The sequence below is a fragment of the Streptomyces sp. 4N124 genome (assembly GCF_052245395.1).
Taxonomy (GTDB): domain Bacteria; phylum Actinomycetota; class Actinomycetes; order Streptomycetales; family Streptomycetaceae; genus Streptomyces.
The window spans coordinates 45,266-67,175 of the sequence record NZ_JBQQBS010000058.1 but is presented as its reverse complement, the minus strand read 5'-3'; the positions used below and the strand labels follow the sequence as shown (position 1 = coordinate 67,175).

Below are 21,910 nucleotides of genomic sequence, written 5' to 3'. Positions count from 1 at the left end.
GGCGCGGTGCACCCCTAACGCCCAGCGAGTGTACGCGGCGACGGCGTCCGGTTCCGGTTCGGGCTGCAGCAGCGGATGACGTTGCACGACCGCGGAGTTGAGGGTGCTGCCCGCCAGGAAGTCCAGGACGAGGAAGCGGTGGCCGCCGAGGGTGAACCAGTCCCGTACTCCGGGTGCGACACCCAGCCCGGTGAGCCGCTCCAGGGCCGCCTTCTCCCGTTCCAGGCGGGTCACGGCATCCGCTCCGTCCACGGTGAGTCCCGCGTACGGCCGGGCCTCCTTCAGTACGACCTGCTCGCCGGTACGCACATCGGTGCCGGCGTAGACCCCGCCCCCGTTGGAGAAGTGCAGCGCCCGTTCGATGCGGTACGGCAGGTCGTGGGTGGTGGTGGCGTTCCGGGCGTCGAGGTGCGGGCGCAGGAACTCCGGGAGCGGCACCCACTCGGGGGGCCGGAAGGCGGGGTCCCGGCGGTCGGGGACCAGCCGGCCGTCCGGGTCCTCGACGGCGGGGACGACGACGCCGTTCTCGTCGACGCAGTGGCGTTCGGTGAAGCCGCCGTAGCGCACGTACAGCGGGCCCTCGTTCCAGCGCAGATCGCTGAGGATGCCGGGTCCGGGTTCGCCGGCCAGCAGGTCGCCCAACTCCTGGAGGATCCGGTGGAGTTCGGTCTCGTCCGCCGGGTAGAGGGTGGCGAACTTGCCGCTGTCGCCGCGGCCGGCGTACTTGGAGTTGCGCAGGAGCAGCGGCTGGGCGCCGGGCACGAACTTGAAGGGGATGCCGCGCGGTACGCAGTAGTCCCACAGCCTGGCGGCGGTCTTCTCGGCGTTGTCGAGGCAGGCCGAGACGTGGATCTTCCAGCCCTGGCTCGGGAGCCCGGGGCACGGCGTGCCGTGCTCGTCGACCGGGGCGAGCTGGAGCCAGTCACCTGAGGTGAAGCTCGTCCAGCCTTCTGCGACCGGCCGCTGCGCGGCCTCGAAGCGGGCGGCGGTACCGCTGGCGACGGCGGACAGACGGTCCGGTGTCTCGTAGAAGATCCGGTCGGCGAGACAGTAGATCTCGTAGCGCCTGTCCATCGGCCCTCCTCGGAGGCGGCGTGGATTCGAGAGTTCCACGCCGTCCGGCGAGGCGGACAGTCGCACATGTCATGAATCCGCCATGCGAAATGCACGGGTCCGGACACATGAATGACCTACGAGACGGGTTCCCTTCGCCGGTATGACCCGGATCAGGTGACTGGGGGTCGCCTTCCGGTCGTCCGACTACTACGACCTTCCGGCCTCTCAGCCCGACCGTCGACGTCGGCACCGGCGGTGGCCTCTGCCTGCCGCCAGAGTCGGCTACTCCGGTTGGACTCCCTCACTCGTCCCGTAGGCCTACAACCAGGATAAAACGCTCAGGGCGCTATGGAACCCCCTGAATAGAAATTTTCCGACTAATCCTCCGGCGGAAACACCGGCTCCCCGCTGCCCAGCAGGGTGATCATGATCGCCTCCACCGGGCAGCTCTCCGCCGCCTCCAGGATCTGTTCGTTGGCGTCCGTCTCGGGGTCGACGGGGTGGGACTGTCGTCCGGGGTCGAGACGGAAGCCGTCCGGGGCGTGGTGGATGCACTGGGCGGAGCCGATGCAGATGGAGCGGTCGACCTCGACCTGCCAGCGGTCGCCCATGTCGCTACGCCTCCCAGCCCGCCGGGAGATGGATCATCTTGTGTTCGAGGTACTCGCCGTAGCCTTCCGGCCCGAACTCCCGGCCCAGCCCGCTGTTCTTGTAGCCGCCGAACGGGCCCAGCATGTCGAGGCTGAAGGTGTTCACCGAGTACGTGCCGGTACGGACCTGTCGCGCGACCTCGATGCCGTGCTCGACGTCCGCCGTCCACACGCTGCCGGACAGCCCGTAGTCGGAGTCGTTCGCGATCTTCAGGGCCTCGTCCTCGTCGCCGTAGGGGAGGAGGCAGATCACGGGCCCGAAGATCTCCTCCCGGGCGATCCGCATCGAGTTGTCGACATCGCCGAAGAGCGTCGGCTCGACGTACCAGCCGCGCTCAAGCCCCGCCGGACGCCCGCCGCCCGTGAGGATCTTGGCGCCCTCCTCCTGGCCGATGCGGATGTAGTCGAGGTTGCGCTGCTGCTGGCGCTTTGCCACCAGCGGGCCGACCTGGGTCGCCGTGTCCAGCGGGTCGCCGACCACCAGCGCGCCCGCGGCGGCGGCGAAGGCCTCGGCGAACTCGTCGTAGCGGGAGCGTGGCAGCAGGATGCGGCTCTGGGCGACGCAGGCCTGCCCGTTGTTCATCCAGGCGGCGGGGACGATCCCGGCGACCGCTGTCTCGACGTCCGCGTCCGGCAGCACGACGGCCGCCGACTTGCCGCCCAGCTCCAGCGTCACGCGGGTGAGGTTGCGCGCGGCGACCTCCATCACGCGCTTCCCCGCGGCGACCGAGCCGGTGAAGGCGACCTTGTCGACGCCGGGATGCCCGACCAGGTACTCGCTGACCTCGCGGTCGGCCGGCAGGATCGACAGCACGCCCTCCGGCAGCCCGGCATCCTTCGCGATCTCGCCGAGGATGTACGCGTCCAGCGGCGACTCGGGCGACGGCTTGAGGACGACCGTGCAGCCGGTGAGCAGCGCGGGCGCGAGCTTGGCGGCGGCGACGAACTGCGGGACGTTCCAGGGGACGACGGCCGCGACGACCCCGACGGGCTCGCGGCGCACGAGGATGCGGCCGAGCACGCCGGTGCGCGTCTCCTCGTACACATAGTCCCGCGCGACCGTGATCGCCGCGTCCCACACCATCATCGCGCCGAGCGCCTGCGCGAGGACGCTCCAGGAGTACGGCGATCCGTTCTCGGAGGAGATCACGCGGGCGATCTCCTCGTGCCGTACGGCGATCGCGTCCTTGATCCGGGTGACCACCGCGATCCGCTCGTCCAGCGACATCCGCGGCCAGGGTCCCTCGTCGAACGCGGTGCGCGCGGCGGCGACGGCCCGGTCCACGTCGGCCGGCGACGCGTGCGGCACGCGTCCGATGACCTCTTCCGTATGCGGCGAGATCACCTCGATGACATCCTTGCCCAGGGGGTCGGTCAACTCCCCGCCGATGAACAGCTGTCCGTGTTCCACGAGCTCGGTCATGGCCGACTGCCTCCCGCGAGCTGACTCTGCCGGTTCTGACGCTTCATCAGATACGAGAACTGATACCAGTTCCATTCCGAGGAGTCCACGGATCTCACACCACCGGGACGGATGACTCGGGCTACCTTCGGAACTCGTTCTAGTTATAGTGGCCGGGAGACGGCGATGGGGGAGCTCATGGCGCAGGTGTCCGATCACGGCGGTGGCGTGCGGTCGATCCAGGTCCCCATCCCCGACAACCCCCTCGGGCACACGCTCGTGTACGTCGTCGACACCGACCGCGGACCGGTTCTGATCGACACCGGCTGGGACGACCCGACGTCGTGGGACACGCTCGCCGACGGGCTCGCGGCATGCGGGACTTCACCGGCCGGCATTCACGGCGTGGTCATCACGCATCACCACCCCGACCACCACGGCCTGTCCGCCAAGGTCCGTGAGGCGTCCGGTGCGTGGATCGCGATGCACGAGGCGGACACGGCACTCGTACGACGGGCCCGCTCGACCGGTCCCGGGCGCTGGGCCTCGTACATGACCGGCAAACTCACCGCGGTCGGCGCCCCCGAGGAACACATCGCGCCCCTGCGCACCCCACGCCTCCGCTCCGGCGTCCCCGGCCTCTCCCCCGCCCTGCCCGACCGCGAGATCGTCCCCGGCGAACTCCTCGACCTCCCCGGCCGCCGCCTGCGCGCGATCTGGACGCCGGGCCACACACCGGGCCATGTATGCCTGCACCTGGAAGAGGAACACCCCTCCCAACTCCCGGGCCACGGCCGCCTGTTCTCCGGCGACCACCTGCTCCCCGAGATCACCCCGCACATCGGCCTGTACGAGGATCCCGACGACGCCACCGTCACCGACCCCCTCGGCGACTACCTCGACTCCCTCGAACGCGTGGGCCGCCTGGCCCCCGCCGAGGTCCTCCCCGCCCACCAGCACACCTTCACCGACGCACCCGCCCGCGTACGGGAGTTGCTCACCCACCACGAGGACCGCCTCACCAGCCTCCTCACCCTCCTCGCCGAACCCCTCACCCCCTGGCAACTCGCCGTACGCATGGAGTGGAACCGCCCCTGGGACCAGATCCCGTACGGCTCCAGGAACATCGCCGTGTCGGAGGCGGAGGCCCATCTGCGCAGGCTGGTGAAGCTGGGACGGGCGGAGGCGGTGACGGGGACGGATCCGGTGGCGTATGTGGCGGTGTGAGCTGCCGGCGTGCGTAGGTTTGGTTGATGACCATGGATGACCTTCTGGCTGCCGAGCGCGCCTGTGAACGCCTGATCATCGACTTCGTCCACCGCCTCGACCTCGGTGAACCGTCGTCCGTCGCCGACCTGTTCACCGAGGACGGCAGGTGGGAGTGGCCGGAGGGCGAGCGGCTGATCGAGGGACGGGACGCATTGCGGGAGTACTTCTGCTCCCGCCCCGCCGACCGACTGTCCCGCCGCATGATGACCAACATCCTGGTGACGGTGACCTCCCCGGACGCGGCGACCGCAACCTCGTACTTCACCACCCACCGCATCGACGGCCACAAGGGCGGCATGGCACCGGCGGGTCCCCCGGTCCAGGTCGGCCACTATGAAGACGCCTTCCGCAGGTCCGCCGAAGGCACCTGGCTGCTGGCCTCCCGGACCCTCTTCCTCGCCTTCGCCGGGCCGACGCCTAGAGCATGAGCGACCGGATCAACGCCTCTGCGTCGCCGAGGAGTTCGACCTCCCGAAGGCTCATCGTCGGGTTGGCCGCGCGCCGTCGCCGGGCCTCTGTCAGGGCGTCCTCCGTGAGGTGGGAGGGGTCGGTGAGGAGGGCGGTGAGCAGGGTGGTGGCGGGGGCGGCGAGGGGGGTGTCGGCGACGGCGACCTGGGCGAGGATCGTCGACGAGATGGCCCAGTCCAGCGCCGGGTCGCCCTCCTCCGTGTTGGTCCAGTCGATCACTCGGGGGCCGTCGGCGGTGAGGATGACGTTCTCGGGGTGCAGGTCGAGGTGGAGGATGCGGGCCGTCTCGGAGCGGCGGGCGGGGATGGTGTGCAGGTCGCGGAGGAGGCGGGCGAGGATTGCGCCGGCCTGCTCCGGACCCAGCGAACCGGCGACGCACGCCTCCAGCATCGTCGGGCCCGACAGGCGTTCCATCACCAGGTCGGTACGTGAGGAGTCGGACAGGCGCACCTGCGGGACCGGGTAGCCGTACGCGCGCACGTGCTCCATCACGGCGCCCTCGGCCGCCGCGTTCCCCCACCCCTGCCGGCTGCGGCGCAGGACCCACGCCGCGTCGATCTCGTACACGTCGGCGTCACGGCCGGAGCCGAGCAGTCTCCCCGGTGGCTGCATGCGCCGAACCTAGCCCGGCGCACAGCCGCCCCTCAGCCGTTCGCGTACGGGCCGGTAGAGTGGGCAGGTCGTCATCACACCCGTACGGGGGGAAGCCGGTGCAAATCCGGCGCTGACCCGCAACCGTGAACCGGTCGTCGAAAGCCGGTGAGCCGGACTGCCCCGTGCGGATCGTGACCGGCTCAGGTGTACCGGCAACCGGCCGGTGCACGGCACCGTCGAGGTATACGGAGCCGAGCCGCCCGGGGTGTCCCGTGCTGCCCGGCTCCCTGCAGGGAGAGGCACCCGCCGATCATGAACGTCCGCCGCAGCGCCGCGGTCCTGGCCGCCCTCGTCGCGATCGGCGCGGCCACGCCCGCCGTCGCCGCCCCGTCCCCCTCCCCGTCGGCAGCGGTACCGGACGGGCTGTACGGCAGCACCGACCCGACGTACGACGGTGTCTGGCGCCAGTCACTGGCCCTGATCGCGCAGATCAAGTCGGACGTGAAGCCCGCGGCCCAGGCCATCGACTGGCTGCTCGGGCAGCAGTGCGAGAACGGGGCGTTCGCGGCCTTCCGCGCCGAGCCCGCCAAGGCCTGTGACGCCAAGGTCATGGTCGACACCAACAGCACGGCCGCCGCGGCCCAGGCCCTGTCCCTGGCCGGTGACGGCGATCACATGGACGTCGCCGTGAAGGCGGCGCAGTGGCTGAAGTCCGTGCAGAACAAGGACGGCGGCTGGGGCTACACCCCCGGCGGACCCAGCGACGCCAACTCGACCTCCGTCGCCATCGGCGCCCTCAACGCCACCGGCCAGGACCCCGATACCGCGGTGACCGGCGGCAAGTCGCCCTACGACGCCCTGCGCGAGCTGGCCCTGCCGTGCGCCGACGGCGGCGCCTTCGCCTACCAGCCGGACAAGAAGGGCAAGCTGACCGCCAACGCGGATGCGACGGCGGCGGCCGTGGTCGGCATGAAGGGCATGAGCATGGAGTCGGCGAAGACCGCCGCCGACACGGACCTCACCTGCGCCGACGCCACCCGACCCACCCCGGACCAGGCCGCCGCCAACGGCGCGTCCTACCTGGCCGAGACGGTACGCAAGGACGGCTACCTGAAGTCCGCGCTCGCCGGCGCCGAGGACCAGCCCGACTACGGCAACACCGCGGACGCGGTCGTCGCCCTCGCCGTGACGGGCGGCCCGAAGGCGGCGCAGAAGCCGCTGACCTGGCTCAAGCAGAACTCCGCGGCCTGGGCCAAGCAGAACGGCCCCGCCGCCTACGCCCAGCTGATCCTCGCCGCCCACGCCACAGGCACCGACCCCCGCGACTTCGGCGGCACGGACCTGGTCAAGCAGCTCAACGCGACGGGCCCGGCCCCGCAGACCACCGACCAGGCCGCCGCGCCCGCCGAGGAGAGCGACGACGACTCCTCCTCCAACGTCTGGTGGATCGTCGGCGTCGGTCTCGTCGCCGGTATCGGCATCGGCTTCCTGCTCAGCGGCCGCACCAAGAGGCAGCAGCGGTGAGGCTCCGCCGTGCCGCGGCCCTGCTGCTGACGTTGCTCGTCCTGGCCCTGGGCACCGGGCAGGCGCAAGCCGTCGGCTACCGCTACTGGTCGTTCTGGGACCGGGACGGAAACACGTGGACGTACGCCACGCAGGGCCCGTCCACCGCAGTCCCCTCCGACGGCGACGTCCAGGGCTTCCGCTTCGCCGTGAGCGAGGACTCGGCAGACGCGACCAAGCCCCGCGGCACCGCCGACTTCGCCTCGATCTGCGCCAACACCCCACCGAAGGACGGCAAGAAGCGGATCGCCCTGGTCCTCGACTTCGGTACGGCGACGGACGCGCCCCGACGAGAAACCCCACCACAGCCCCGTAGGGCTTGCGCGGTGGTCTCCCCCGACGCCACCACCGCCGAGGCCCTGGCCACGGTCGCCAAACCCCTCCGCTACAACACCAACGCCCTCCTCTGCGCCATCGCGGGCTATCCGAAGACGGGGTGCGGGGAGCCGGTGACGAGGGAGAACAACAGCACCTCGAAACCGACAGAGACAGAGGGCAAGGCAGAGGGCAAGAAGGACGGCGGTCCGTCGGTGGGACTGCTGGCGGGCGCGGGGGTGGTGGCCTTGCTGGGCGCAGCGGCGGTGTGGCAAGCAAGGCGGCGCCGGAATGGCTAGTCGCCAATCTGCGGAGCCTGCGGGCAGTCGTGCCGCTGGGGCGGCACGGGTGGGCGCAGGCGGCACCCGGCCAGCGCCGGTAAGCGAACCCACCCCCCGCCACCGACCCCGCCCCCAACTCCACCCCGGCGCCTGGTGGCTCTGGTCCCTCTCCCTCGGCACCGCCGCCACCCGCACCACCAACCCCCTCCTCCTCACCCTCCTCATCGCCACATCCGCCTACGTCGTAGCCACCTGCCGCGCCAACACCCCCACCGCCCGCTCCTACACCGCCTTCGTCAAACTCGCCCTCGCCGTCATAGCCATCCGCCTCCTCTTCGCGATCGCCCTCGGCTCCCCCATCCCCGGCACGCACACCCTCCTCACCCTCCCCGAAATCCCCCTCCCGGACTGGGCACAGGGCATCCGCCTGGGCGGAAAGGTCACGGCGGAGTCCCTCCTCGCCGCCCTCTACGACGGCCTGCGCCTCGCCACGCTCCTCATCTGCGTGGGCGCGGCGAACGCCCTCGCCAACCCGTCCCGTCTCCTCAAGTCCCTCCCGGGCGCGCTGTACGAGATGGGCGTCGCAGTGGTCGTAGCCCTCACCTTCGCGCCGAACCTCATCGCCGACGTCCAGCGCCGCCGCGCCGCCCGCCGTCTGCGTGGCCGCCCCGACAGGGGCATCCGGGGCCTCGCCACCGTCGGACTCCCCGTCCTGGAGGGCGCGTTGGAACGCTCCGTCGCCCTCGCCGCCGCGATGGACGCCCGCGGCTACGGCCGTACCGCCGACGTCCCGCCCGCCGTCCGCCGTACGACCACCGCCCTCACCCTCGGCGGCCTGCTCGGCGTCTGCGCGGGAACGTACGGACTCCTCACCGCCGAAGGCGGCACATACGGCCTCCCGGTGCTGCTCGCCGGAGTCGCCGCGGCCCTCGCCGGACTCCACCTCGGTGGCCGCCGCTCCCCGCGCACCCGCTACCGCCCGGACCCGTGGGGCGCGCAGGCCTGGCTGGTCACCGCATCCGGCGTGGCCGTGGCCGCGGCCCTCACCCTCGCCGGGACCCATGACCCGGCCGCACTCCACCCGGGCCTCGTCCCCCTGGTCGCCCCCACCCTCCCCCTCTGGCCCGCGGCAGCCGTACTCCTCGCCCTGCTCCCCGCTTTCCTGGTCCCCGCTCCAAAGGAAAATCCATGATCCGCTTCGACGATGTCTCCGTGACGTACGACGGAGCGGCCGAACCCACCGTCACGGGCGTCGACTTCGAGGTCCCCGAGGGCGAACTGGTCCTGCTCGTCGGCCCGTCCGGCGTCGGCAAGTCGACCGTCCTCGGCACGGTCAGCGGCCTCGTCCCGCACTTCACCGGCGGCACCCTGCGCGGCCGGGTCACGGTGGCCGGCCGCGACACCCGCACCCACAAGCCGCGCGAACTCGCCGACGTGGTCGGCACGGTTGGCCAGGATCCCCTCTCCCACTTCTTGACGGACATCGTCGAGGACGAACTCGCCTACGGCATGGAGTCGTTGGGCCTGGCCCCGGACGTGATGCGCCGCCGGGTCGAGGAAACCCTGGACCTGCTGGGCCTCGCCGACCTCCGCGACCGCCCCATCTCCACCCTCTCCGGCGGCCAGCAGCAACGCGTCGCCATCGGCTCGGTCCTCACCCCCCACCCAAAGGTCCTCGTCCTGGACGAACCGACCTCCGCCCTAGACCCGGCAGCCGCCGAGGAAGTCCTCGCGGTCCTGCAACGCCTGGTCCACGACCTCGGCACGACCGTCCTCATGGCCGAACACCGCCTGGAGCGAGTCGTCCAGTACGCCGACCAGATCGCCCTCCTCCCCGCCCCCGGCGCCACCCCGCTCCTCGGCACCCCGGCCGAGGTGATGGCCATATCCCCGGTGTATCCGCCGGTCGTAGCCCTGGGCCGCCTGGCGGACTGGACCCCACTCCCCCTGACGGTCCGAGACGCACGCCGGCGGGCGGCGGACCTACGGCAACGGCTTGAAGGACGGGACAGCATCGCTGTCAAGGGGCGCGGGGAACTGCGCGACCAGCCACAACGCACCCGCGCCCGCCAACAACCCACACCCCCCACCCCATTGGGCGCCCGCACCCCCCACGGCTGGTTCCGCCGCAAACGCACCCCCACCCCCCAATCCCCCTACGCAGCCGACGTACAAGCCCTCTCCGTAACCCGCGACCACATCCACGCCCTGCACCACATCACCCTCACCGTCTCCCCCGGCGAAACCATCGCCCTCATGGGCCGCAACGGCGCCGGAAAATCCACCCTCCTCAACACCCTCGTCGGCCTCGTAAAACCCACGGAGGGATCCGTCACCACCGGCGGAGCCGTCGGCCTGGTCCCCCAGGAACCCCGAGACCTCCTCTACGCAGACACGGTCGCCGGCGAGTGCACAGCCGCAGACACCGACGCCGGCGCAGCGCCCGGCACCTGTCGCACCCTCGTCTCCGAACTCCTCCCCGGCATCCCGGACGACACGCACCCGCGCGACCTGTCCGAGGGCCAGCGTCTGACGCTCGCGCTGGCGGTCGTCCTCACCGCCCGCCCCTCACTCCTCCTCCTCGACGAGCCGACCCGCGGCCTCGACTACGCGGCGAAGGCCCGCCTGGTCACGCTCCTGCGCGAACTGGCCGCGCAGGGCCACGCGATCATCCTCGCCACCCACGACGTGGAACTCGCCGCCGAACTCGCGCACCGGGTGGTCCTCCTGGCCGAGGGCGAGGTGATCGCCGACGGCCCGACGGCGGAGGTCGTCGTGTCGTCCCCCTCCTTCGCCCCGCAGGTCACGAAGATCCTGGCCCCACAGCGGTGGCTCACGGTCACGCAGGTGAGGGAGGCCCTGGCATGACACGAGTGGTCCCCCTCGGCCCCCGCTCCCTCACCGCCCTCGCCCTCGTCAGCGCGGTCGGAGTGATCGCCTTCGGCTGGCCCTTCCTCGCGCCGCCCACCTCCCAGGTCAGCGCTCACGCCCAGGACGCCCCTTGGCTGTTCGCGGGCCTGCTGGTGCTCCTCGTCGCGGTCGTGGCGGCGACGATCTCCGAGTCGGGGCTCGGACCGAAGGCGGTGGCGATGCTGGGTGTGCTGGCCGCGACCGGCGCGGCCCTGCGTCCCCTCGGTGCCGGGACGGCCGGCCTGGAGCCGATGTTCTTCCTCATGGTGCTGAGCGGCCGCGTCCTCGGCCCCGGCTTCGGCTTCGTCCTCGGCTCGGTGACCATGTTCGCGTCGGCGCTGCTCACGGGTGGGGTGGGCCCGTGGATGCCGTTCCAAATGCTGGCGATGGGCTGGTTCACGATGGGTGCGGGGCTGCTGCCGGGCGCCGGGCGCCTGCAGGGCCGTATGGAACTCGTCCTCCTCGCCGCGTACGGATTCCTGGCGGCCTTCGCCTACGGCACGGTGATGAACCTGGCGGGCTGGCCCTTCATGGGGGCGCTCGCCTCGAACGTCGCCTTCGACCCGCACGCGGCGGTGTCCGCGAACCTGGCCCGCTTCATCGCGTACTGCGCGGCCACGTCGCTCGGCTGGGACCTGGGCCGCGCGCTCGTCACGGTCGCCCTCACCGTCACGCTCGGCCCGGTGATCCTCAGGGCGCTGCGCCGGGCCACGCGACGGGCGGCTTTCGAGGCGCCGGTCACATTCGACGCTCCCGCAGGGTGAGAGGGCATGGACCGTCTGTCAGCGAGGCGGTGAACCACCCCACATGACTCAGATCACCTACGATCCTGCTTAGTCGGACAAAACGGATGCCATGCCCACGCCATTCTGGCCTCTGACCTGCACATAGAGAGCCACGTCACACAGGCCTCGATCACCCCAGATGCGACTACAACTAGTAAAAGGGGTCATTGCGGACCCCCTCCCGGCCTGCTTCTCTGGATGACGTCGCACGGCGCCGACGTGCCCTCAGGGCCGCGGCGCCGACGCATGCTCCCACCGCCTCCGTGCGGCACCGGCATGTCCGCGGCGCACTGTCCCCGAAGAAAAAGGTTCTCCGTGTCTGTCTCCCGCATCGCTCGCCGCATCGCGTCCCCGAAGAAGGCCCTCACGACCGCCGCCGTGGCCGCTGCCGCCACCGGCCTGGTCCTGACCGCGGCCCCGGCGCAGGCGGCGCCCGCTTCCTCCGCCGCCCAGGCGAAGGCGATCGCGAAGCAGATGATCCCGAACACCGCTCAGTACAACGCCTTCAGCAAGATCGTCGAGCACGAGAGCGGCTGGGACGTCGACGCCATGAACGCCTCCTCCGGCGCCTACGGCCTGGTCCAGGCCCTGCCGGGCTCCAAGATGGCCTCCGCCGGCTCCGACTGGAAGACCAACGCCAAGACCCAGATCGAGTGGGGTCTCGACTACATGAACGACCGCTACGGCAGCCCGGTCGGCGCCTGGAACTTCTGGCAGGCCAACGGCTGGTACTGATCCCGGCCCCCACAGCAGGCGAAGGCGGCGGCCCCCCGATCCCCGGGGCCGCCGCCTTCGCCGTACCAACTCCCCTTGCCTCAGGGGCAGTAGGACTCCAGCGTCCCCCGGCGGCGGATGTCGAGAGTCGCGCAGTGGAACGATCCGCCGAACGGGGCGTAGTGCAGCAGGTCGGACGGGACGGGCTCGAAGCCCCAGGATTCGAGGGCACGCAGCATCCTGGTGTGGTGGCGTTCCGCGATCACGTGGGTGCTGTCGAGCATGAGGACGTTCATGCTGAGCCACTTGCCGCACATCGAGGTGACCTTGAGCAGGCGCTCGTCGATCGGGTCCGGCTCGGGGGCGATGAGGACGTCCCAGGAGCGCAGGGCGTCGGGGAGGTGGTCTACGTCGATGTACTCGGGGTTGACCAGGACCTTTCCCGGCGCCAGCGGGAGGAAGGTCGTGTCGATGTGCATCGGCGTGCGGCAGCGGCTCTCGATCTCGTGGATGCGGTAGCCGGGGCCGAGGTGGCGGCGCAGCCATTCGATGCCCATGCGGTTGGTGACATTGCTCCGGGTGACGAAGAGGTCCCGTCCGGCGCGTACGAAGTCGGCCGCGTCGAAGACCGGCTCAAACTCGGTGAGGATGTACCGCATGGGCTCACCGTGCCCGGGGACACGGAAGTCCGGGTCGAACAGGTCGTCGGTGAGCTGCGGCTTCGGTGCGGCCGTCCAGCGCGCGCCGCGCCGGAAGTAGTCCTTCAGGAGCGCGCGGTAGGGGTGGGTCTCGAAGTACCGGCACGGCCAGGCCATCGGCGTCTCGATGATCTCGTCGCCGATCACGAGCATGCTGTCGCGCGGGCAGGTGGTGCAGAAGCCGTACGACGACCAGTCGGGGGTGCCGAAGCGCCGCCGGTGGTCGACCGGGTCGGGGCGGGTGACCGTGATGCCGAGGGAGCGCAGCAGCTCGACGAACTGATCGAGTTCCCGTTGGGCCGGCTCGATCAGCATGCGCGGATACCGGACGCCGGCGGCGAGCCCCTGCAGCCGCGCCGCCCACCCCGGAATGTTGCAGGTCACGACCGGGTGGCCGGAGGGGATGGTGGCGCCGTCGAGACGTCCGACGATGACCTCCTCCAGCGGGTCCCACTCGTTGTGGGAATGGACCGGGGAGGTGAGGGGCTCGGCTGCGGGCGCGGTCGTGGTTGAGGTGGCGGTCATGCTCCGGCGCTTTCGGTAACGGACGGGCAAAAGCTCGGTCACCGAGTTGCCAAATCGCCGCGAGCCATGCCTCCGCTACGTCCGGTGAGGTGTCGCGGGGGAGGCAGGAACGGGGCGTAGGGGGATGCTCCTGCCTCCCTCGGGACGGGCCGGCGGCGCGCCGGGAGCAGCCGCCGGCCCGAGCGTCACGCCAGACTCACCTGGAGTTCCTTCACGCCGTTGATCCACGCCGAGCGCAGCCGCCGCGGGTCGCCCACCAGCCGCAGGTCCGGCATCGCCTCGGCGATCGCGTTGAAGATCAGGTCGATCTCCAGGACGGCCAGGGACTTGCCGAGGCAGTAGTGCGGGCCTCCCCCGCCGAAGCCGAGGTGCGGGTTCGGGTCGCGGGTGATGTCGAAGGTGTCGGGGTTGTCGAAGACCTCGGGGTCGTGGTTGGCGGCGGCGTAGAAGATGCCGACCCGGTCGCCCTTCTTGATCTGCTTGCCGCCGAGTTCGGTGTCCTGGGTGGCGGTGCGCTGGAAGGAGTTGACCGGGGTGGCCCAGCGGACGATCTCCTCGGCGGCGGTCGCCGGACGCTCCGCCTTGTACAGCTCCCACTGCTCGGGGTTCGTGAGGAATGCGTGCATGCCGTGGGTGATGGCGTTGCGCGTGGTCTCGTTGCCCGCCACGGCCAGCATCAGCACGAAGAACCCGAACTCGTCCGAGTTGAGGTTGCCTTCGTCCTCGGCCGACACCAGGGTCGTCACGATGTCCTTCGCGGGGCACTGCTTGCGGTCGGCGGCCATGTTCATCGCGTAGGCGATGAGCTCGGTGGCCGACTCCTGGCCGACCTCCTCGGTGATCGCGTACTCCGGGTCGTCGTACGAGATCATCTTGTTGGACCAGTCGAAGATCTTGGCCCGGTCGTCCTGCGGGATGCCGATCAGCTCGGCGATGGCCTGGAGGGGCAGTTCGCAGGCGACGGAGGTGACGAAGTCGAAGGGGCCCGGGTTGGCGCGCGCCTCCGCCACGATGGAGCCCGCCCTCGCCCTCAGCCGGTCCTCCAACGCCCGTATCGCGCGCGGCGTGAAGACCCGCTGGACGATCTGGCGGACCCTCGTGTGTTCCGGCGGGTCCATGTTGAGCAGGATCAGGCGCTGGGCGTCGATCGCGTCCCGCTCGATGTGCTCGTTGAAGCGGATGATCGCGGTGTTGAGGTAGGAGGAGTAGAGCTCGGGGTGCGTGGAGACGTACTTGACGTCCGCGTGCCGGGTGACGGCCCAGTACCCCTCGTCCTGGAAACCGGCGAGGTTGGACGACTGGGGGATCCAGCGGACCGGTTCGGCACGGCGCAGCTCGGCGAACTCCGGCAGCGGGACTCGGTGTTGCAGCAGATCGGGGTCGGTGAAGTCGAACCCGTCGGGAAGCGCTGGACAGGACATCGGCGGCTCCGGCCATCTGACGGTCCATCAGTAACGGGGAATCGCCGTGAAGGTAGTAACGGGTTCTACAAGTAGCAAGGGGTACGGCGCACCCAATTGCGTGCAGAACTCGTGCAGATCGCAACTTCGGAGGCTGCACGACCCTTGCGGCGATGGACGGCGTGTCAGCAAACTGCTGGCAGAACTAGAACGCGTACTAGTTCTGCGTGGCGGGCTGGGCCGGGACGCCCCCGCGCCGCGCGGGTAACCCGAGGAGAGGACCCACCCCCATGGCCGCGGAACCCGTGATCGTCGAAGCCGTACGCACCCCCATCGGCAAGCGCGGCGGCGCGCTCGCCAACCTCCACCCCTCCTATCTCCTGGGCGAGACCTACCGTGAACTCCTCGGCCGCACCGGCATCCCCGCCGACTGCGTCGAGCAGATCGTCGGTGGCACCGTCACCCACGCCGGCGAGCAGTCCATGAACCCCGCGCGCACCGCGTGGCTGACCATGGGCCTGCCGTACGAGACGGCCGCCACGACCGTCGACTGCCAGTGCGGCTCCTCCCAGCAGGCCTCCCACATGGTGGCCAACATGATCGCCGCGGGCGTCATCGACGTCGGCATCAGCTGCGGCGTCGAGGCCATGTCACGTGTGCCGCTGGGGTCGGGGTCCAAGCACGGGCCCGGGAAGCCGTTCCCCGACGAGTGGAACGTCGACCTGCCCAATCAGTTCGAGGCGGCGGAGCGGATCGCCCGCCATCGTGGGCTGACCCGCGAGAACGTCGACTCCCTCGGGCTCATCTCCCAGGAACGGGCCGCGGGCGCCTGGGCCGAGGAGCGGTTCAAGCGCGAGACCTTCGCCGTCCAGGTGCCCACCACCGAGGACGAGCAGCGGGCCGGACAGGGCATGTGGCGGCTCGTGGACAAGGACGAAGGCCTACGCGACACCACCATGGACGCGCTCGCCGGACTGAAGCCGATCATGCCTACGGCCGTCCATACGGCGGGCAACTCGTCGCAGATCTCGGACGGTTCGGCCGCCATCATGTGGGCGTCGAAACGGATGGCACGGGCGCTGAAACTCCGTCCCCGGGCCCGGATCGTCGCCCAGGCCCTCGTCGGCGCCGACCCCCACTTCCACCTCGACGGACCGGTCGACGCGACGCGCGCCGTGCTGGGCAAGGCGGGCATGTCCCTCAAGGACATCGACATCGTCGAGATCAACGAGGCCTTCGCATCGGTGGTGCTGAGCTGGGCCCAGGTCTTCGAGCAGGACCTGGCGAAGGTCAACGTCAACGGCGGTGCGATCGCCCTCGGGCATCCGGTGGGCGCGACAGGTGCGCGGCTCATCACCACGGCCCTGCATGAACTGGAACGCGCCGACAAGGAGTTCGCCCTGGTAACCATGTGCGCCGGGGGCGGGCTGGCCACCGGCACGATCATTCAGCGGTTGTAGCCGTCGTCGTCCAGTCGATGAAGGTGGAGAAGGCGGCGGGCTGGAAGGTGAGCACGGGGCCCGTCGTCTTCTTGGAGTCGCGGATGGCGATGGTGGTGGAGGGGGCTTCGGCGATCTCGACGCAATCGCCGCCTTGATCGCTGCTGTGCGTGGACTTGCGCCAGGCCAGAGGCCCGAGCGGCGCGCACTCGACGCAGGAGCCGCCCTGGTCACCGCTGTAGCTGGACTTACGCCACTGGATCCCCGTCGGAACTGCGCTGCTCGCCATAGCGTTCCTCCATCAAGCGCCGCATCAACCCCGCCGAGTCCCCGAGGGAGAGCGCGGCGGCTTGAAGATGATCGTAACGGAGCGAGCAGTCTTTGACGGTGTCCGGGTTGGCGGTCGGATGCCCGCTGCCGTACCCCTCGGTGTAGACGATGGATGGATCGCTGGGGAAGCGGAAGAGGTCGAACGAGCCTTGCAGCCCCGAGTGCGCGCCCGCCGAGAACGGAAGCACCTGCACGTTGATCCGCGGGTTGCTCTCGAAGGCCAACAGCTGGGCGAGTTGTTCCGACATGACCTCCCGGCCACCGATGTTCTGGTACAGGGCGGCCTCGCTGACGATCATCCAGAAGACCGGCGGCTCCTCCTTCTCGAAGATGCGCTGACGGGCCAGTCGTACAGCGGTGCGGTCGTCGAGGTTGGTCTCGTCCAGCACGCCGAGCACGGCACGCGCGTACGCCCTGGTCTGGAGAAGACCGTGCACCAGGTGCGTGTGGAAGGAACAGATTTCGGTGGCCCGCGCCTCCAACTCCGCCACCTGCCTAAACCACGCCGGTAGTTGACTACGCAGCACCAGATCAACCAACCGGTACAGCAACCCGCCCGTCTCCAGCGCCGCATCCGCCCGCTGGCTGAACTCCGGCGTCGGCAGCTTCCGGGCCGTCTCGATCTGGCCGACCATCGAGCCGGTGTAGTTGAGGATGTCGCCGAGCTGGCGTTGCGTCAGACCGGCGACCTCTCGGTGGCGGCGCAGCTCGAACCCGTAGTAGTCGAGCGGCGAGGCCCCCGGATCCAGGACATTGATGTGCGTCACTAACAGCCCCCACTGCAGAGCCAGTTGTATCCGTTCGGTAGCCCACAGTAGTCACGCCAGGCCAACCTCGTAGTGTGAACGAACCAATTCAGTACTCCATGCGCCTCACCGTCGGCGCACACTCGGCTCGCCACATCCGCCGTATCGTCCGCTCGCTGCTGCGCGAGTGGAATATGGCGGAGCTGTCCGACGCGGCCGAACTGGCCGTGACCGAGCTGGTAGCCAACGTCGTACGGCATGTGCCGGACCGGCGATGCCAGCTGGTGGTGCTGCGGCAGGCGGGGGCCGGGGTGCGGGTGGAGGTGTCCGACGGGTGCTCCCGAGTGCCTATCCTGCGGAGTGAGTTGCCGCCGGAGGCGGAGGGCGGGCGCGGGCTGGTGCTGCTGGACGCGGTGGTCGACAAATGGGGGGTGGACCGGCGAGCGGACGGCGGAAAGACCGTGTGGTTCGAGTGCCGTGGCCCGAGCGGATGAGTGGCTTTCGGGAGGGGTCCCGACCGATGGCCGGTTGAGTTGGGGCGTGAGCAGACTTGTCCCCAGGTTTGAGACCACCGCGGCCCTGATCCAGGCGACCAACGAAGTGCGGGAACAGGTCGTGCGCGCGCTCGCCGCGTACATCGAACTGTCCGGCCGGATGCGGGAGTTCGAGGACACGTTCAGCACGCAGGTGCTGCATGCCGCGCAACAGCTGCACGACATCATCGGGCAGCGCAGGCGTCTGGAGGCGGAGCTCGACCGGATCCGTACGAGGATCGAGCGGGACGGCTACGAGAGCGCCCAGGAGATCGAGGACGACGTCCATGCCGTGCTCACCGCCGAGCCGGACGACGCGGCGGAGACGGCCCGCCATGACGCCGCCCCCGACGCCGAGGACGAGCCGATCGCGGACGGCGACGACGGACTGGACGACGCCGCGCGCAAACGCATCGTCCGGGACTTCAAGCGCATCGTCCTCCCCTCGGTCCACGCGGACACCTCGGACGCCTCCTTCGCGGTCTTCGATGTGGCGTACTCCGCGTACAAGGCCAAGGACTACGTCGTCATGGAGGCGCTCGTCATCCAGTACCGGGGCGAGATCGGCGCGGAGGACGACGTAGGGCGGACCGTGCTCCAGGAGGAGGCCGCGGCCCGGCTGAGCGAGTACCGGGCGGCGGCGCGGCGGCTGGAGGAGCGGCTGCGGTCCGTCCGGCGGCATGTCACCGACGCCGAGGTCCACAACCCGGAGGAGACCCGGCTGCGGATGCAGCAGCGCAACGAGCAGATCCGGCGGGCCATCGACGAGGAGGCCGAGCACGTGCTGGAACTCCGCCGCCGTCTGGAGGCACTCCTCGACGCCGCCCGCGACGGATCGGATGGGATTGCCGATGAATGACAAATCACTGCGCCGCTGGTCGTCCCGTGGGCCGACGGCCCGCAGCGACGTGCGCGACCTGATGAGGGAGTTCCTGAAGGAGGACGAGCAGGCCGAGAGCCTGGAGTGGGACTCCTTCACCACGGCGAACGGGCTGCCGCACAACTGGATCTACGACCTGTTCCAGGACTCCGCCGGACGCGTCTGGGCCGGCACCTGGGGCGGCGGTCTCGCCCTCTACGAGCACGGCACCTGGCGGGTCTACGACCGGCGGCACGGGCTGGCCAGTGACGCGGTGACCTGCCTCGCCCAGGACGCACGGGGGACGATCTGGGCCGGGACGAACGCCGGGCTGAACCGCCTCGACGACGAGACCGGCAGGTTCGTCAAGGCGGGACTGACCGGCAAGAGCATCCTGAACATCCGCTTCGACCGCGAGCAGAACCTGTGGGTGGGCTGCTGGCGTGCCACCAGTTCGGGCGGCGGTCTGCACCGGTTCGACGGGCAGCGCTGGCACTCCGTCTCCAAGAAGGACGGCCTGCCGAGCCTGGAGATCCTGAAGGTGTTCGAGGACTCGCGCGGTCACATCTGGGTCGGCACCTACGAGCACGGGCGCGGCGCCGGCGTCGGCCGCTGGGACGGCTCGTCGTGGCAGCGGTTCACGCGCCGGGACGGGCTGATCAACGACTGCGTCTACTCGATGTTCGAGGACCCCGAGGGCCGGATGTGGTTCGGCACGCTCGGCGGCATCTCGGTCTACGACGGCCGCGGCTGGCACCGGATGACCATGATGGACGGTCTGGTGGACGACCGGGTCTACGCGATGTTCATCGACCGGGACGACAAGATGTGGTTCGGCACCGAAGGGGGCGTGAGCCGCTTCGACGGCACGGCGTGGGAGTCGTTCACCCGCGACAACGGCCTGGTGGAGAACCTGGTGCGGGCGATCATGCAGGACCGCGACGGGAACCTCTGGTTCGGCACGTACCCGTACGCGCCGGACGCGGGCGGCATCAGCCGGGCCCGCAAGCGCGACAGCCGTCAGGACATCGCCGAGGTGACCCGGCGATACCTGCAGCCCGGCTCCAGCTCCAGAAGGGAACTGCCTGGCGAGTGACCGGGCGCCGGTTCAGGCGCCCGGTTTCACCAGCTCCCGTTCCTCCCCGACAGCGGCCTCCTTCACCATCCGCGCCCGCGGCCCCTGGAACACGTACGCCAGCCCGAAGCCGGCACCGACCACCATCGCGCCACCCACCGCGTCGAGAATCCAGTGGTTCCCGGTGACCACGATCGCTGTCAACGTGAAGAACGGATGCAGCAGCCCCAGCCCCTTCATCCACCACCTCGGCGCGATGATCGCGATGACGAGCCCGCACCACAGGGACCACCCGAAGTGCAGCGACGGCATCGCGGCGTACTGGTTGGTGAGCGCGGTCAGGGTGCCGTAGTCCGGCTTGGAGAAGTCCTGGACGCCGTGGACGGTGTCGATGATGCCGAGGCCCGGCATCAGACGGGGCGGGGCGAGCGGGTAGAGCCAGAAGCCGACCAGGGCCAGCAGTGTCGTGAGGCCGATGGAGGCGCGGGCCCAGCGGTAGTCGACGGGGCGGCGCCAGTACAGGACGGCCAGCACGCTCAGCGGGACCACGAAGTGGAAGGACGTGTAGTAGAAGTCGAAGAAGCCCCGCAGCCAGTCGACCTTGACCACGGCGTGGTTCGCCCAGTGCTCGATGTCCATGTGCAGGAACCGCTCCAGCGACAGGATCTGGTCGGCGTGGTGCTCGGCCGTCGCCCGGCCCTCCGAGTTGCTGCCGCCGGTCGCCGCGAGGCGGACCTTCTGGTAGGCGGCGTAGGTGACGCGGATGAGCAGCAGCTCAAGGAGCAGGTTCGGGCGGGTGAGGACGCGGCGCAGGAACGGCAGGAGGGGGACGCGCTGGAAGCGGGCCGGGACGGGTGGGGCGTACTCCGTGGGGATCGGGGCGCGGTAGTACGGGGATGTCCTCGACAGGAACGGGATGGCGGTGGCGGCGGCCACGGCGGCGATCAGGACCACGTTGTCGCGCAGCGTGTACACCGCCGACATGTTCGGCAGCAGCATCTTCGCCGGGAGGGTCATCACGATGACGATGGCGACCGGCCAGACGTAGCGGTCGGAGGCGCGCTTGCCGACCCGGCCGACGACCGCGAGGAGGACCCACAGGAGCTGGTGTTGCCAGGTGGTCGGGGAGACCGCGATCGCCGTGCAGCCCGTGACCGCGACCGCGAGGAGCAGCTGGCCGTCACGGGCGTAGCGCACGGCCCGGCGCAGGCCGAGGACGGCGACGGTCCCGCCGAGCGCCAGGAACAGTCCGATCTCCAGCGGACCGGACAGCCCCAGCCGCAGCAGCGCGCCGTGCAGGGACTGGTTGGCGAGGTCGTCGGCCGCCCCGCCGAGGCCGACGCCCGCCATGTGATGCACCCAGTAGGTGTACGAGTCGTGCGGCATCGCGGCCCATGCGAGTGCCGTGCACGCGGCGAACGTGACCCCCGTGGACAGGGCGGCCCGGCGTCTGCCGGTGAACCACAGCAGCGGGGTGAACAGCAGCACCGTCGGCTGGAGCGCGGCGGCCAGGCCGATCAGGACGCCGCTGGCGCGCTCGCCGCGGACGGCGAAGCAGCCGGCCAGGACGAGCAGGACGGGGATGATGCCGGTCTGGCCGGACCAGAAGGCGTTGCGCACGGGCAGCGACAGCATCAGCAGGCTGATCGCGACGGGCGCGGCCAGGATGGAGGCCCGCCAGGTCACCGGCTTCGGCAGGGCGCGGGCCACGACCAGACCGAGCGCGACGACCAGCAGCAGGGTGCCGAAGGTCCAGCCCCAGCCGAGCGCCTGTTCGGCCGACCGGGTGAGGGGCTTGAGGACGAGGCCGACCACGGGTGTGCCGGTGAACTGCGTCGAGTCGTACAGCGAGCCGTTGACGTGCAGGACGCCGTTGTCGCCGACCCAGGTCTCCAGGTCTGTCAGCCGCTCTCCGCGCGGGGTGCTGAGGACGACGGCCACCTGCCGTACGGCGAGGATCGCGGCGACCAGCCACAGTCCCAGGCGGGCCGCGCGCAGGCGTGCCCTGGCCGTACCGACGGCTGTCGCCCCGAACGCACCCGCCGGTCGCCCGCTGTGTTCCGCATTCGCCACGCCTCGTCGGCCTCCCGCCCCGTTCGCCCCACGCGTCTCACGTGTGAGGACCCTTTGCGAACCCTGTGGGGCCCGCACCGCCCCCGGAGAAGGACGCAGGCCATCCCCGCTTCACCTGACGTCTCCTCTTCTTTCGTCTGGAAGACGATAGACCGGGGGAGGGGAGGTTGCCTCTGCAGGACGCGAGATGGATCACACTGGCAGGGAACCCGACCGCGGTTCTTT

At 70.3% G+C, this 21,910-nt stretch carries 21 protein-coding genes and 1 riboswitch; of the genes, 12 read left to right on the top strand and 9 right to left on the bottom strand.

Translation table 11 applies throughout. The features are described from left to right. The 3 genes from ACTWQO_RS39135 to ACTWQO_RS39125 form a co-directional block, all read right to left on the bottom strand. Positions 1-1,074: class III lanthionine synthetase LanKC N-terminal domain-containing protein (locus tag ACTWQO_RS39135; RefSeq protein ID WP_443242142.1), on the bottom strand; the 1,074-nt coding region annotated here is incomplete at its 3' end. A gap of 359 nt (positions 1,075-1,433) precedes the next feature. Then, positions 1,434-1,667, bottom strand: coding sequence for a ferredoxin (locus ACTWQO_RS39130; protein ID WP_443242141.1), 234 nt, complete (start codon positions 1,665-1,667; stop codon positions 1,434-1,436). A gap of 4 nt (positions 1,668-1,671) precedes the next feature. Beyond that, positions 1,672-3,129, bottom strand: coding sequence for an aldehyde dehydrogenase (locus ACTWQO_RS39125; protein ID WP_443242140.1), 1,458 nt, complete (start codon positions 3,127-3,129; stop codon positions 1,672-1,674). Between the two features lie 177 nt (positions 3,130-3,306). Here ACTWQO_RS39125 and ACTWQO_RS39120 point away from each other — a divergent pair, with 177 nt between their 5' ends. Next, a complete protein-coding gene (locus ACTWQO_RS39120; RefSeq protein WP_443242146.1) occupies positions 3,307-4,335 on the top strand; it encodes an MBL fold metallo-hydrolase in 1,029 nt (342 codons plus the stop codon). Positions 4,336-4,361: 26 nt separating this feature from the next. Further along, positions 4,362-4,805, top strand: a complete 444-nt coding sequence (locus tag ACTWQO_RS39115) for a nuclear transport factor 2 family protein (RefSeq protein WP_443242139.1) — start codon at positions 4,362-4,364, stop codon at positions 4,803-4,805. Here the strand turns inward: ACTWQO_RS39115 and ACTWQO_RS39110 are convergent. Continuing rightward, a complete protein-coding gene (locus ACTWQO_RS39110; RefSeq protein WP_443242138.1) occupies positions 4,795-5,457 on the bottom strand; it encodes a phosphotransferase in 663 nt (220 codons plus the stop codon). The genes ACTWQO_RS39115 and ACTWQO_RS39110 overlap by 11 nt on opposite strands. A gap of 48 nt (positions 5,458-5,505) precedes the next feature. After that, positions 5,506-5,632, top strand: a riboswitch (cobalamin riboswitch). A 119-nt stretch (positions 5,633-5,751) separates the two neighbouring features. Here ACTWQO_RS39110 and ACTWQO_RS39105 point away from each other — a divergent pair. The 6 genes from ACTWQO_RS39105 (at position 5,752) to ACTWQO_RS39080 (ending at position 12,028) form a co-directional block, all read left to right on the top strand. Next, a complete protein-coding gene (locus ACTWQO_RS39105; protein ID WP_443242137.1) occupies positions 5,752-6,963 on the top strand; it encodes a prenyltransferase/squalene oxidase repeat-containing protein in 1,212 nt (403 codons plus the stop codon). Then, complete coding sequence (locus tag ACTWQO_RS39100; RefSeq protein ID WP_443242136.1) at positions 6,960-7,616, top strand: SCO2322 family protein; 657 nt, start codon at positions 6,960-6,962, stop codon at positions 7,614-7,616. Before ACTWQO_RS39105 ends, ACTWQO_RS39100 begins: the two co-directional genes overlap by 4 nt. A 49-nt stretch (positions 7,617-7,665) precedes the next feature. Then, positions 7,666-8,790: an energy-coupling factor transporter transmembrane component T gene (locus ACTWQO_RS39095; protein WP_443242135.1), complete on the top strand. Its 1,125-nt coding sequence runs from the start codon at positions 7,666-7,668 to the stop codon at positions 8,788-8,790. Then, complete coding sequence (locus tag ACTWQO_RS39090; protein WP_443242134.1) at positions 8,787-10,466, top strand: ABC transporter ATP-binding protein; 1,680 nt, start codon at positions 8,787-8,789, stop codon at positions 10,464-10,466. The genes ACTWQO_RS39095 and ACTWQO_RS39090 overlap by 4 nt, the downstream gene beginning before the upstream one ends. Further along, positions 10,463-11,272 carry an ECF transporter S component gene (locus tag ACTWQO_RS39085; protein WP_443242133.1) on the top strand — a complete coding sequence of 270 codons (810 nt, stop codon included), beginning with the start codon at positions 10,463-10,465 and terminating at the stop codon, positions 11,270-11,272. The genes ACTWQO_RS39090 and ACTWQO_RS39085 overlap by 4 nt, the downstream gene beginning before the upstream one ends. A 336-nt stretch (positions 11,273-11,608) precedes the next feature. Next, positions 11,609-12,028 (top strand): transglycosylase SLT domain-containing protein, encoded by a 420-nt coding sequence (locus ACTWQO_RS39080; RefSeq protein WP_443242132.1) that lies wholly within the window; start codon positions 11,609-11,611, stop codon positions 12,026-12,028. Positions 12,029-12,108: 80 nt separating this feature from the next. Here ACTWQO_RS39080 and ACTWQO_RS39075 read toward each other — a convergent pair whose 3' ends face one another. Then, positions 12,109-13,230 carry an amidinotransferase gene (locus tag ACTWQO_RS39075; RefSeq protein WP_443242131.1) on the bottom strand — a complete coding sequence of 374 codons (1,122 nt, stop codon included), beginning with the start codon at positions 13,228-13,230 and terminating at the stop codon, positions 12,109-12,111. A gap of 185 nt (positions 13,231-13,415) precedes the next feature. Continuing rightward, a complete protein-coding gene (locus tag ACTWQO_RS39070) occupies positions 13,416-14,651 on the bottom strand; it encodes a cytochrome P450 (RefSeq protein ID WP_443242130.1) in 1,236 nt (411 codons plus the stop codon). A gap of 269 nt (positions 14,652-14,920) precedes the next feature. Here ACTWQO_RS39070 and ACTWQO_RS39065 point away from each other — a divergent pair, with 269 nt between their 5' ends. Then, the gene (locus tag ACTWQO_RS39065) at positions 14,921-16,090 is read left to right on the top strand and encodes a steroid 3-ketoacyl-CoA thiolase (RefSeq protein ID WP_443242129.1); all 1,170 of its coding nucleotides are present in this window, start codon (positions 14,921-14,923) and stop codon (positions 16,088-16,090) included. On the opposite strand, the gene ACTWQO_RS39060 is transcribed toward ACTWQO_RS39065, so the two are convergent. Both ACTWQO_RS39060 and ACTWQO_RS39055 read right to left on the bottom strand, forming a co-directional pair. Continuing rightward, positions 16,074-16,358, bottom strand: a complete 285-nt coding sequence (locus tag ACTWQO_RS39060) for a DUF397 domain-containing protein (RefSeq protein WP_443242128.1) — start codon at positions 16,356-16,358, stop codon at positions 16,074-16,076. The genes ACTWQO_RS39065 and ACTWQO_RS39060 overlap by 17 nt on opposite strands. Then, positions 16,318-17,166, bottom strand: a complete 849-nt coding sequence (locus ACTWQO_RS39055; RefSeq protein WP_443242127.1) for a helix-turn-helix domain-containing protein — start codon at positions 17,164-17,166, stop codon at positions 16,318-16,320. The genes ACTWQO_RS39060 and ACTWQO_RS39055 overlap by 41 nt, the downstream gene beginning before the upstream one ends. A 98-nt stretch (positions 17,167-17,264) precedes the next feature. On the opposite strand from ACTWQO_RS39055, the gene ACTWQO_RS39050 reads away from it, so the two are divergent. From ACTWQO_RS39050 to ACTWQO_RS39040, 3 genes are read left to right on the top strand one after another with little or no spacing between them, the layout of a single operon-like run. Further along, complete coding sequence (locus ACTWQO_RS39050) at positions 17,265-17,639, top strand: ATP-binding protein (RefSeq protein ID WP_443242145.1); 375 nt, start codon at positions 17,265-17,267, stop codon at positions 17,637-17,639. A gap of 46 nt (positions 17,640-17,685) precedes the next feature. Further along, positions 17,686-18,537 (top strand): hypothetical protein, encoded by an 852-nt coding sequence (locus tag ACTWQO_RS39045; protein WP_443242126.1) that lies wholly within the window; start codon positions 17,686-17,688, stop codon positions 18,535-18,537. Beyond that, positions 18,530-19,633, top strand: a complete 1,104-nt coding sequence (locus tag ACTWQO_RS39040) for a ligand-binding sensor domain-containing protein (RefSeq protein WP_443242125.1) — start codon at positions 18,530-18,532, stop codon at positions 19,631-19,633. The genes ACTWQO_RS39045 and ACTWQO_RS39040 overlap by 8 nt, the downstream gene beginning before the upstream one ends. A gap of 12 nt (positions 19,634-19,645) precedes the next feature. On the opposite strand, the gene ACTWQO_RS39035 is transcribed toward ACTWQO_RS39040, so the two are convergent. Next, positions 19,646-21,685 (bottom strand): bifunctional glycosyltransferase 87/phosphatase PAP2 family protein, encoded by a 2,040-nt coding sequence (locus ACTWQO_RS39035; RefSeq protein ID WP_443242124.1) that lies wholly within the window; start codon positions 21,683-21,685, stop codon positions 19,646-19,648. Positions 21,686-21,910 lie beyond the last annotated feature (225 nt).

Excerpts from the sequence above, each read along its gene's own strand:
- ACTWQO_RS39090 (WP_443242134.1), top strand. The coding sequence starts at position 8,787 with ATGATCCGCTTCGACGATGTCTCCGTGACGTACGACGGAGCGGCCGAA.
- ACTWQO_RS39130 (WP_443242141.1), bottom strand. The coding sequence starts at position 1,667 with ATGGGCGACCGCTGGCAGGTCGAGGTCGACCGCTCCATCTGCATCGGC.
- ACTWQO_RS39060 (WP_443242128.1), bottom strand. The coding sequence starts at position 16,358 with ATGGCGAGCAGCGCAGTTCCGACGGGGATCCAGTGGCGTAAGTCCAGC.
- ACTWQO_RS39065 (WP_443242129.1), top strand. The coding sequence starts at position 14,921 with ATGGCCGCGGAACCCGTGATCGTCGAAGCCGTACGCACCCCCATCGGC.
- ACTWQO_RS39115 (WP_443242139.1), top strand. The coding sequence starts at position 4,362 with ATGACCATGGATGACCTTCTGGCTGCCGAGCGCGCCTGTGAACGCCTG.
- ACTWQO_RS39070 (WP_443242130.1), bottom strand. The coding sequence starts at position 14,651 with ATGTCCTGTCCAGCGCTTCCCGACGGGTTCGACTTCACCGACCCCGAT.
- ACTWQO_RS39040 (WP_443242125.1), top strand. The coding sequence starts at position 18,530 with ATGAATGACAAATCACTGCGCCGCTGGTCGTCCCGTGGGCCGACGGCC.
- ACTWQO_RS39105 (WP_443242137.1), top strand. The coding sequence starts at position 5,752 with ATGAACGTCCGCCGCAGCGCCGCGGTCCTGGCCGCCCTCGTCGCGATC.
- ACTWQO_RS39125 (WP_443242140.1), bottom strand. The coding sequence starts at position 3,129 with ATGACCGAGCTCGTGGAACACGGACAGCTGTTCATCGGCGGGGAGTTG.
- ACTWQO_RS39110 (WP_443242138.1), bottom strand. The coding sequence starts at position 5,457 with ATGCAGCCACCGGGGAGACTGCTCGGCTCCGGCCGTGACGCCGACGTG.
- ACTWQO_RS39050 (WP_443242145.1), top strand. The coding sequence starts at position 17,265 with ATGCGCCTCACCGTCGGCGCACACTCGGCTCGCCACATCCGCCGTATC.
- ACTWQO_RS39075 (WP_443242131.1), bottom strand. The coding sequence starts at position 13,230 with ATGACCGCCACCTCAACCACGACCGCGCCCGCAGCCGAGCCCCTCACC.
- ACTWQO_RS39120 (WP_443242146.1), top strand. The coding sequence starts at position 3,307 with ATGGCGCAGGTGTCCGATCACGGCGGTGGCGTGCGGTCGATCCAGGTC.
- ACTWQO_RS39085 (WP_443242133.1), top strand. The coding sequence starts at position 10,463 with ATGACACGAGTGGTCCCCCTCGGCCCCCGCTCCCTCACCGCCCTCGCC.